Raw genomic sequence first — 8,527 nt, forward strand, 5'->3', positions numbered from 1 at the left:
GGGGTCACCTGCCTGTGGCGATAGATTACTCTTGTTCCCTTCGCGGGTATTAACCCGATCAGGTTCCGCGGATCCCGAATTAACGGTCTCAGCCTGGCCAATTTGATGAACAAATCAGGCGCTAGGCACTCCGACAAGATGCCCTCCAGTATAGGAGGGATAATAAAAAAGACTACAAAATTTTAACGGGCCGGATCCAGCGTCTTGTCCGGTTCAGCCTGCTGCCAGGTTTCAGCCGCCAGTTGGATCAGCCTGTCTTCAAGGGTAAAACGAGCCGCCAGCGTTTCACCGATGTCGGACAACGCCTGATGTAATTCCAGACACAAGTCCTGATCGATATCCGCATCGGTATAGCGATCGTGGAAAGCCATAATCTGCTCGGTATTGGTCCACAGCTTGGGATAGATGTTGACCGCCAGAGACATTTTCGGACTGGATGCGCCTTCCACTTGTTTGATTATTCTGTCATAGATATGAAAATGGCCGGCGGAGAGGTAATCCACCAGATTATGGCAAAAGTTCTCCAGCGCTTTTTCATTCAGCGGCGTATGCTTTTCTTTGTTAGGTTTAATGCCCACCAGGGCACAATAGGCGACCAGCAACTGCTTGCGTGCCTGAAGCCATTGATCTACTAATTCATTACTACCACCAACGCGCTGAGTCAGGCTTTCCAAACGGTTGAGCATGTTTGACTCCGTAAGTAATAAAACGTAACAGTAAGTTATTAAAATGTAACAAGGCCGGTTTGTAGAGTGCCAGTGAAGCTGAGGTTGTGCAACAACGATATGGAACTTGCATTAACGGGTAATGAAAATGGCTGGTGGATCGTCAGCCATGAAAGCAAACTTTGGTTACCGAACGGTGAATTACCGTGCGGTTTGGCCGCGTCATTTTCCCTGCAGGGAAGAATGGCCCGTAGTATTGGTGAATGGGAAGGGTTGCCGGTCTGGCTGGTGCGCCATGTAATGCCACAGGAGATGGGATCGGTACGCCAACTGTTAGAACTCGATCGCGGGCTGTTCCAGCTTGCCGGACGGGGCGTACAATTGGCCGAGTTTTACCGTTCCCATCGCTATTGCGGTTACTGCGGCCATGAAATGCATCTCAGCCGCACCGAAAGTGCCTGCCTGTGCGGCAACTGCCGGGAGCGCTACTACCCGCAAATCGCCCCCTGCGTGATCGTTGCCATTCGACGGGACGATGAGATCCTGCTGGCGCAACATGTGCGCCATCGCGGCGGTATTCATACCGTACTGGCCGGCTTTGTCGAGGTTGGCGAAACGTTGGAGCAGGCGGCCGCACGTGAGGTAATGGAGGAAAGTAATATTGAAATCAAAAACCTGCGTTATGTCACCTCACAGCCCTGGCCGTTCCCGCACTCGTTGATGATGGCCTTTATGGCCGATTACCACCGCGGCGAGATCCGCCACGATCCGAAAGAGCTGCTTAACGCCGGTTGGTACCGCTACGATCGGTTGCCGCTATTACCGCCGCCCGGCACGGTAGCGCGTCGCCTGATAGAGGACACCGTAGCCTTATGCCGTGAGCAATAAATCGCTACAATACCGGCAGATGAATAAGGGAGCCCCATAATGAATGAGTTGAAGAACGATCGTTACCTGCGCGCACTACTGCGTCAGCCGGTGGATGTGACCCCTGTATGGATGATGCGTCAGGCCGGTCGTTATTTGCCGGAGTACAAGGCTACCCGCGCCGAGGCCGGTGATTTTATGTCGCTGTGCAAGAATGCGGAGCTGGCTTGTGAAGTCACGCTGCAGCCGCTGCGTCGTTTCCCGCTGGACGCAGCGATCCTGTTCTCCGATATCCTCACCATTCCCGATGCCATGGGGCTGGGCCTGTATTTCGAAGCCGGTGAAGGCCCGCGTTTCTCCTCGCCTATCACCAGCCGTGCCGATGTCGACAAGCTGCCGGCGTTCGACCCAGAAGTGGAACTGGGTTATGTGATGAACGCAGTGCGTACCATCCGTCGTGAGCTGAAAGGCGAAGTACCGTTGATCGGTTTCTCCGGCAGTCCATGGACGCTGGCGACCTATATGGTGGAAGGCGGTAGCAGTAAAGCCTTCACCAAACTGAAAAAAATGATGTACGCCGAACCGGCTACGTTGCACCTGCTGCTGGATAAACTGGCAGACAGCGTCATCTTGTATCTTAACGCCCAGATTAAAGCCGGTGCGCAGTCGGTGATGGTGTTCGATACCTGGGGTGGCGTGCTGACCGGTCGTGACTACCGCGAGTTCTCGCTGCATTACATGCACAAGATTGTTGACGGCCTGCTGCGTGAAAACGACGGCCGTCGTGTGCCGGTCACGCTGTTCACCAAAGGTGGCGGCCAGTGGCTTGAGGCGATGGCGGCCACCGGTTGTGACGCGCTCGGCCTCGACTGGACGACCGATATCGCTGATGCACGCCGCCGCGTAGGGGACAAAGTCGCACTGCAGGGCAACATGGACCCTTCCATGCTGTATGCGTCACCTGAGCGGATTGGTCAGGAAGTGGAAACCATTCTGGCCGGTTTTGGCCACGGCGAAGGACACGTATTCAACCTGGGCCACGGCATTCACCTGGACGTACCGCCGGAAAACGCCGGTGCCTTTGTTGAGGCGGTCCACGCGCAGTCGGGGAAATACCATCGTTAAGGATTGGATGTGATAGAGACTCAAGCCCTGCGTGCAGAACAACGGCTGCGCGCCTCCGAAGTCATTCGCCAGGATGATTTTTTGGTCGCTCCACCGGCCTTTATCGCTGGTGCCGATGTGGGCTTTGAGCAGGAAGGCGCGGTGACTCGAGCTGCCATCGCCATCCTGCGCTATCCGTCGCTGGAACTGGTGGAGTACCAGGTGGCACGGGTTGCCACCACCATGCCCTATATCCCCGGTTTTTTATCGTTCCGCGAATATCCAGCGTTGCTCGCAGCCTGGGAGCAATTGCATCAAAAGCCTGACCTGGTGCTGGTTGACGGTCATGGCATTTCGCATCCGCGCCGTCTGGGCGTAGCCAGCCATTTTGGCCTGCTGGTTAACGTGCCGACCATCGGCGTAGCCAAAAAGCGCCTGTGCGGTAAGTTCGCCCCGCTGGATGAGGCTGTAGGCGCTTTGGCCCCGCTGGAGGACAAAGGCGAGCAGCTTGGTTGGGTATGGCGCAGTAAGGCGCGCTGTAATCCGCTGTTTATCTCCACCGGTCACCGCGTCGGTGCCGACAGTGCACTGGCGTGGGTTCAACGTTGCATGGCGGGCTACCGTTTGCCGGAACCTACACGCTGGGCCGACGCCATCGCCTCACGCCGCCCGGCCTTCCAGCGCTGGCTGCAGCAGCATCCAGAGGTGTCGCAATGACCGATTTCGGGTACACTGCGGCGCAGATAACGCGTAAGAGAGTGAATAATGCTACGTAACCCGATTCATTTACGTCTGGAAAAGCTTGAAAGCTGGCAACATTTGACCTTTATGGCTAGTTTGTGCGAGCGTATGTATCCGAATTACCAGATGTTCTGCCTGCAAACCGAGTTCGGCGAACCGGCAATTTACCGCCGCATTCTGGATTTGGTGTGGGAAACTCTGGTGGTCAAGGACGCCAAGGTCAACTTTGACAGCCAACTGGAGAAGTTGGAAGAGGCGATACCCGCGGCAGAAGATTACGATCTTTACGGCGTTTACCCGGCGATTGACGCCTGTATCGCATTAGGGGAACTGATCCATTCGCGACTCAGCGGGGAGACGCTAGAGCACGCCATCGCCATCAGCGAAACGTCAATTCGCACCGTGGCGATGTTGGAAATGACTCAGGCCGGTAAAGAAATGACCGACGATGAGCTCAAGGTTTTGCCTGCGGTAGAGGAAGAATGGGACATCCAATGGGAAATTTTCCGCCTGTTGGCTGACTGCGAAGAACGCGATTTGGAACTGATCAAAGGGTTGCGTTCTGACCTCCGCGAGGCTGCGGTTAGTAATATCGGGATAAAATTAACGCAATAAGGCAAGAAAACGTGATTTAACGCCTGATTTGTCATGCCTTAAGGCTTCACATCCGCACCCTGTCTGGTCTACATTTGGGGGGCGGAAAAAAAGTGGCTATCGGTGCGTGTATGCAGGGAGTGCTGTACATCGGCATATCCGTCGCACTCGATGCTTTGCAAACGATAAACACACTGTAAGGATAACTTATGAACAAGACTCAACTGATTGATGTAATCGCGGACAAGGCTGACCTTTCCAAAGCACAAGCTAAACTGGCTCTGGAATCCACCCTGGCTGCTATTACTGAGTCTCTGAAAGAAGGTGATGCAGTACAATTGGTTGGTTTCGGTACTTTCAAGGTAAACCACCGCAACGAGCGCACTGGTCGCAACCCGCAGACTGGTAAAGAAATCAAAATCGCAGCTGCTAACGTGCCTGCGTTCGTTTCTGGCAAAGCACTGAAAGACGCAGTTAAGTAATACTGTGTGTTGGTGAAAAGATTAAACTGGGGGGCAATTGTGCCCCTTTTGTTTATCCGACAGGCGCTTATGGTCATCGGCATTGCCGCTGGCCTGAGCGCCTGCAGCAGTCATTCAGATCTTCCTTCCTTTAGTGCCAGCGGTTATGTGGCCGACCAGGGCGTGATGCGCCTGTGGCGTAAAGATGACGATCGGCACCGTCCACTGGTGTTGATGAGCGTCTATAGCCCCTATCGTGGTCCGGGCACCGTTACCACACTGTACGAATATCAAGACGGTAAGCTGCGCCAAATCAAACGCACTGACGCCGATGGCGATCAAGACTCCATTCAATTACGCTTTGCCGATGACGGTGGAGTAAGCTTTATGCAGCGCCAACTGGCCACGCGGCGTGAACAACTGACCAGCGATGAAATCGCGCTGTATCGATATCAGGCACGACGGGTGCTGGAACTGAGCAATGCGCTGCGCGTCGGTAAGGTGAAGTTGTTGCAGGGGCGTTGGCAGCAGGGAGTAGTGCAAACCTGTGATGGCCAAACCTTGAAGCCGGAGCTGGATAGCAGTGCCAAAGTCTGGATCGCGCGACGTGCCCGTAATAGCAGTCAGCCGGTGAATATAGCCTGGTTGGATGCGCCGGAAGGGCGTGAACTGCTGCTGGTGGCGAACGATGATTTTTGCCGCTGGGAACCGAAAGAAGACCAGCTATAAAAAAGGCCCCGCATTGCGGAGCCCAAGAGCGTTGTAGTGTTCAGATCATTTGCCGCGTGCAATCGCCCGATAGCCAATGTCCTTGCGGCTGAAACTACCCGGCCACTGAATACCTTCCGCTAATTGATAGGCGCGTTGTTGCGCTTGAGCCACCGTCTCACCCAGTGCGGTTACGCATAACACGCGCCCCCCGCTGGTGACCACGTCATCGCCCTGCAGGCGGGTACCTGCATGGAACACCTTACCGTCGGCACTTTCCTGCTGTGGCAGACCCTGAATGACTTCACCGTTGTTGTAATCACCCGGATAGCCGCCGGCTGCCAACACTACGCCTAGCGCAGGACGTTCATCCCACTCGGACGTTTTCTCGTCCAGCTTGCCTTCTGCACCGGCCAGACACAGCTCGACCAGATCAGAACGCAGGCGCAGCATGATCGGTTGCGTCTCCGGATCGCCAAAGCGGCAGTTGAACTCAATCACCTTCGGCTGGCCGTCGGCGGAGATCATCAGCCCGGCGTAAAGGAAGCCGACGTAGGTATTGCCTTCCGCAGCCATGCCACGCACGGTAGGCCAGATGACCTGATCCATAGCGCGCTGGTGGATTTCATCAGTGACCACCGGCGCTGGGGAGTAGGCACCCATGCCACCGGTGTTCGGGCCGGTATCGCCGTCGCCGACACGTTTGTGATCCTGGCTGGTGGCCATCGGCACTACGTTCTCGCCGTCGACCATCACGATAAAGCTGGCTTCCTCACCTTCAAGGAACTCTTCTATCACGATACGGTGACCGGCATCGCCAAAGGCGTTACCGGCCAACATGTCCTGAACCGCGTCTTCGGCTTCTTGCAACGTCATGGCGACGATGACGCCTTTGCCGGCGGCCAGGCCGTCGGCCTTGATGACGATGGGCGCGCCTTTGCTACGCAGATAGGCCAGCGCGGGTTCAACCTCGGTAAAGTTCTGGTATTCGGCGCTCGGGATGTTATGACGTGCCAGAAAGTCTTTGGTAAAGGCTTTAGAGCCTTCCAATTGGGCCGCCGCCTGGGACGGACCGAAGATTTTCAGGCCGGCGGCCTGGAAGGCATCAACCACGCCAATCACCAGCGGCGCTTCCGGCCCGACGATGGTGAGACCGATATCATGGCTCTGGGCAAAGGCAACCAGCGCCGGAATATCGGTAGCAGAGATCGCGACGTTCTCGAGATTGCTTTCCAATGCGGTACCGGCATTGCCTGGTGCGACATAGACTTTATCTGCCAACGGTGACTGAGCGGCTTTCCAGGCCAGAGCGTGTTCACGCCCGCCGTTGCCGATAATTAAAATATTCATCAGGTGCTCCACGCAGAGCGTGCGCTGTAGCGCACGCGGCAAAAAGAAGGATTAATGACGGAAGTGGCGCATGTCGGTGAAGATCATCGCGATGCCGTGTTCATTGGCGGCGGCAATGACTTCGTCATCACGGATCGAACCGCCTGGCTGGATCACGCAGCTGATGCCCACCGCTGCGGCGGCATCGATGCCATCACGGAACGGGAAGAAAGCGTCAGACGCCATGGCGGAGCCTTTGACTTCCAGGCCTTCGTCCGCGGCTTTGATCCCGGCGATCTTGGCGGAGTAAACGCGACTCATCTGGCCGGCGCCTATACCGATAGTCATGTTGTCGCGCGCATAGACGATAGCGTTGGACTTCACGAACTTGGCGACTTTCCAACAGAACAGCGCATCACGCAGTTCCTGCGCGGTAGGCTGACGTTCAGACACCACGCGCAGATCGCCTTCGCTCACCATGCCCAGATCGCGATCTTGCACCAGCAGGCCGCCGTTGACACGTTTGAAGTCGAGGGCGGCAATACGTTGCTGCCATTGGCCGCAGGCCAGTACACGCACGTTCTGTTTGGCTGCCAGCAGGGAGCGAGCTTCCTGACTGATGCTCGGCGCGATAATGACTTCCACAAACTGACGGCTGATGATGGCCTGTGCGGTAGCGGCGTCCAGTTCGCGGTTGAAGGCGATGATGCCGCCGAAAGCCGAGGTCGGGTCGGTTTGATAGGCGCGTTCATAGGCTGCCAGAATGTCATCGCCGATCGCCACACCGCATGGGTTGGCGTGCTTGACGATCACGCAGGCCGGCTCGGCGAATTCCTTCACACATTCCAGTGCGGCGTCGGTATCGGCGATGTTGTTGTAGGACAGCGCCTTACCTTGCAGTTGTTCTGCGGTGGCGACAGAGGCTTCCTGAACGTTCTCTTCTATATAGAAGGCCGCTTGCTGGTGGCTGTTTTCACCGTAGCGCATATCCTGTTTCTTTATATAGTTGAGGTTCAGGGTGCGAGGGAAACGGCCGGCAGGTTGTTCGGTATCGCCATGGTAGGCAGGAACCAGTGCGCCGAAGTAGTTGGCGATCATGCTGTCATAAGCGGCGGTGTGTTCGAAGGCTTTGATGGCCAGATCGAAACGGGTGGTGTATTGCAGTGAACCGTCGTTGTTATCCATCTCGGTAATAATAGCGGTGTAGTCGCTGCTCTTTACCACGATGGCGACGTCTTTATGGTTCTTGGCCGCGGAGCGCACCATGGTTGGGCCGCCGATGTCGATATTCTCGACGGCGTCCTCCAGTGAGCAGTTCGGTCGCGCCACGGTCTGGGCGAACGGATAAAGGTTTACCACCACCATGTCGATCGGTTTGATGTCATGCTGACCCATGATGGCATCGTCCTGGCCGCGGCGGCCGAGAATACCGCCGTGTACTTTGGGGTGCAGGGTCTTTACTCGTCCGTCCATCATTTCCGGGAAGCCGGTATAGTCGGAAACTTCGGTAACAGGCAGGCCGGCATCTGCCAGCAGGTGGGCGGTGCCACCGGTGGAGAGCAGTTCAACGCCACGGCTTAACAGCGCTTCGGCGAATTCAACGATACCGGCTTTGTCAGAGACGCTGAGCAGGGCCCGGCGGATTGGACGAGGTTGTTGCATGGTTTTATCCCTTGGCTTTGGAGTCGCAATAAAAGAGCGTTACGTGAATTTCCACCTTCTACTCTTTATAAGGAAAGGTTTTTCTCTCTATAAAGGGGTAATCAGGCACAGATTCAGGTAACGCCCCCATTAAAAGGGGAGCGTTTCGTCGCGGGGAATTGTAGCGAAAACGTTTGCGTGGTGCTCGTAAAATTTCCGGGCAAATCACTTCTGTGGATAAGTTTGTTAACAACAGGGTATAAAGCGGGGTTTTGCTGTGGAATGCAGCAAACGATCGTTTTTGTCGAAAATACCTATTGCGACCTCCTGAGAACTCCCTATAATGCGCCTCCATCGACACGGAACATGTGAACAACTTCACAGAGTCTCCGGGGTTCGAAGAGAAAAAATCCTGAG

9 protein-coding genes and 1 riboswitch are annotated in these 8,527 nt (G+C 55.7%); of the genes, 6 read left to right on the forward strand and 3 right to left on the reverse strand.

All coding sequences use genetic code 11. From position 1 onward, the window contains the following. Positions 1–18 precede the first annotated feature (18 nt). Positions 19–143, reverse strand: a riboswitch (TPP riboswitch). Positions 144–182: 39 nt separating this feature from the next. Continuing rightward, positions 183–686, reverse strand: coding sequence for a sigma D regulator (gene rsd, locus ACUTQ5_RS21760; protein ID WP_445652940.1), 504 nt, complete (start codon positions 684–686; stop codon positions 183–185). A gap of 99 nt (positions 687–785) precedes the next feature. Between rsd and nudC the strand changes: the two genes are divergently transcribed. The 6 genes from nudC to ACUTQ5_RS21790 all read left to right on the forward strand — a co-directional run bounded on the left by nudC (position 786) and on the right by ACUTQ5_RS21790 (position 5,161). Further along, on the forward strand, positions 786–1,553 hold the full coding sequence (gene nudC, locus ACUTQ5_RS21765) for an NAD(+) diphosphatase (protein WP_445652941.1): 768 nt from the start codon (positions 786–788) through the stop codon (positions 1,551–1,553). 39 nt (positions 1,554–1,592) lie between these two features. Continuing rightward, a complete protein-coding gene (hemE, locus tag ACUTQ5_RS21770; protein ID WP_085118488.1) occupies positions 1,593–2,657 on the forward strand; it encodes a uroporphyrinogen decarboxylase in 1,065 nt (354 codons plus the stop codon). A 9-nt stretch (positions 2,658–2,666) separates the two neighbouring features. Further along, positions 2,667–3,353: a deoxyribonuclease V gene (gene nfi / locus ACUTQ5_RS21775; protein ID WP_445652942.1), complete on the forward strand. Its 687-nt coding sequence runs from the start codon at positions 2,667–2,669 to the stop codon at positions 3,351–3,353. Between the two features lie 48 nt (positions 3,354–3,401). Beyond that, entirely contained in the window at positions 3,402–3,992 is a 591-nt protein-coding gene (locus ACUTQ5_RS21780) for a YjaG family protein (protein ID WP_012004756.1), read from the forward strand. Positions 3,993–4,180: 188 nt separating this feature from the next. Beyond that, positions 4,181–4,453 (forward strand): nucleoid-associated protein HU-alpha, encoded by a 273-nt coding sequence (gene hupA / locus ACUTQ5_RS21785; protein WP_012004757.1) that lies wholly within the window; start codon positions 4,181–4,183, stop codon positions 4,451–4,453. A gap of 69 nt (positions 4,454–4,522) precedes the next feature. Further along, on the forward strand, positions 4,523–5,161 hold the full coding sequence (locus tag ACUTQ5_RS21790; RefSeq protein ID WP_445652943.1) for a DUF1481 domain-containing protein: 639 nt from the start codon (positions 4,523–4,525) through the stop codon (positions 5,159–5,161). A 45-nt stretch (positions 5,162–5,206) separates the two neighbouring features. Here the strand turns inward: ACUTQ5_RS21790 and purD are convergent, their stop codons facing one another. Together purD and purH are read right to left on the reverse strand one after the other, a co-directional pair. Continuing rightward, complete coding sequence (gene purD, locus ACUTQ5_RS21795; RefSeq protein ID WP_445652944.1) at positions 5,207–6,490, reverse strand: phosphoribosylamine--glycine ligase; 1,284 nt, start codon at positions 6,488–6,490, stop codon at positions 5,207–5,209. 51 nt (positions 6,491–6,541) lie between these two features. After that, positions 6,542–8,131 (reverse strand): bifunctional phosphoribosylaminoimidazolecarboxamide formyltransferase/IMP cyclohydrolase, encoded by a 1,590-nt coding sequence (purH, locus tag ACUTQ5_RS21800; protein WP_445652945.1) that lies wholly within the window; start codon positions 8,129–8,131, stop codon positions 6,542–6,544. Positions 8,132–8,527: the final 396 nt, after the last annotated feature.

This window comes from Serratia sp. NA_112.1, assembly GCF_052691715.1.

What these genes read in the sequence shown, in the direction of transcription:
- rsd (WP_445652940.1), bottom strand. Translation starts at nt 686, where the DNA reads ATGCTCAACCGTTTGGAAAGCCTGACTCAGCGCGTTGGTGGTAGTAAT.
- nudC (WP_445652941.1), top strand. Translation starts at nt 786, where the DNA reads ATGGAACTTGCATTAACGGGTAATGAAAATGGCTGGTGGATCGTCAGC.
- hemE (WP_085118488.1), top strand. Translation starts at nt 1,593, where the DNA reads ATGAATGAGTTGAAGAACGATCGTTACCTGCGCGCACTACTGCGTCAG.
- ACUTQ5_RS21780 (WP_012004756.1), top strand. Translation starts at nt 3,402, where the DNA reads ATGCTACGTAACCCGATTCATTTACGTCTGGAAAAGCTTGAAAGCTGG.
- hupA (WP_012004757.1), top strand. Translation starts at nt 4,181, where the DNA reads ATGAACAAGACTCAACTGATTGATGTAATCGCGGACAAGGCTGACCTT.
- ACUTQ5_RS21790 (WP_445652943.1), top strand. Translation starts at nt 4,523, where the DNA reads ATGGTCATCGGCATTGCCGCTGGCCTGAGCGCCTGCAGCAGTCATTCA.
- purD (WP_445652944.1), bottom strand. Translation starts at nt 6,490, where the DNA reads ATGAATATTTTAATTATCGGCAACGGCGGGCGTGAACACGCTCTGGCC.
- purH (WP_445652945.1), bottom strand. Translation starts at nt 8,131, where the DNA reads ATGCAACAACCTCGTCCAATCCGCCGGGCCCTGCTCAGCGTCTCTGAC.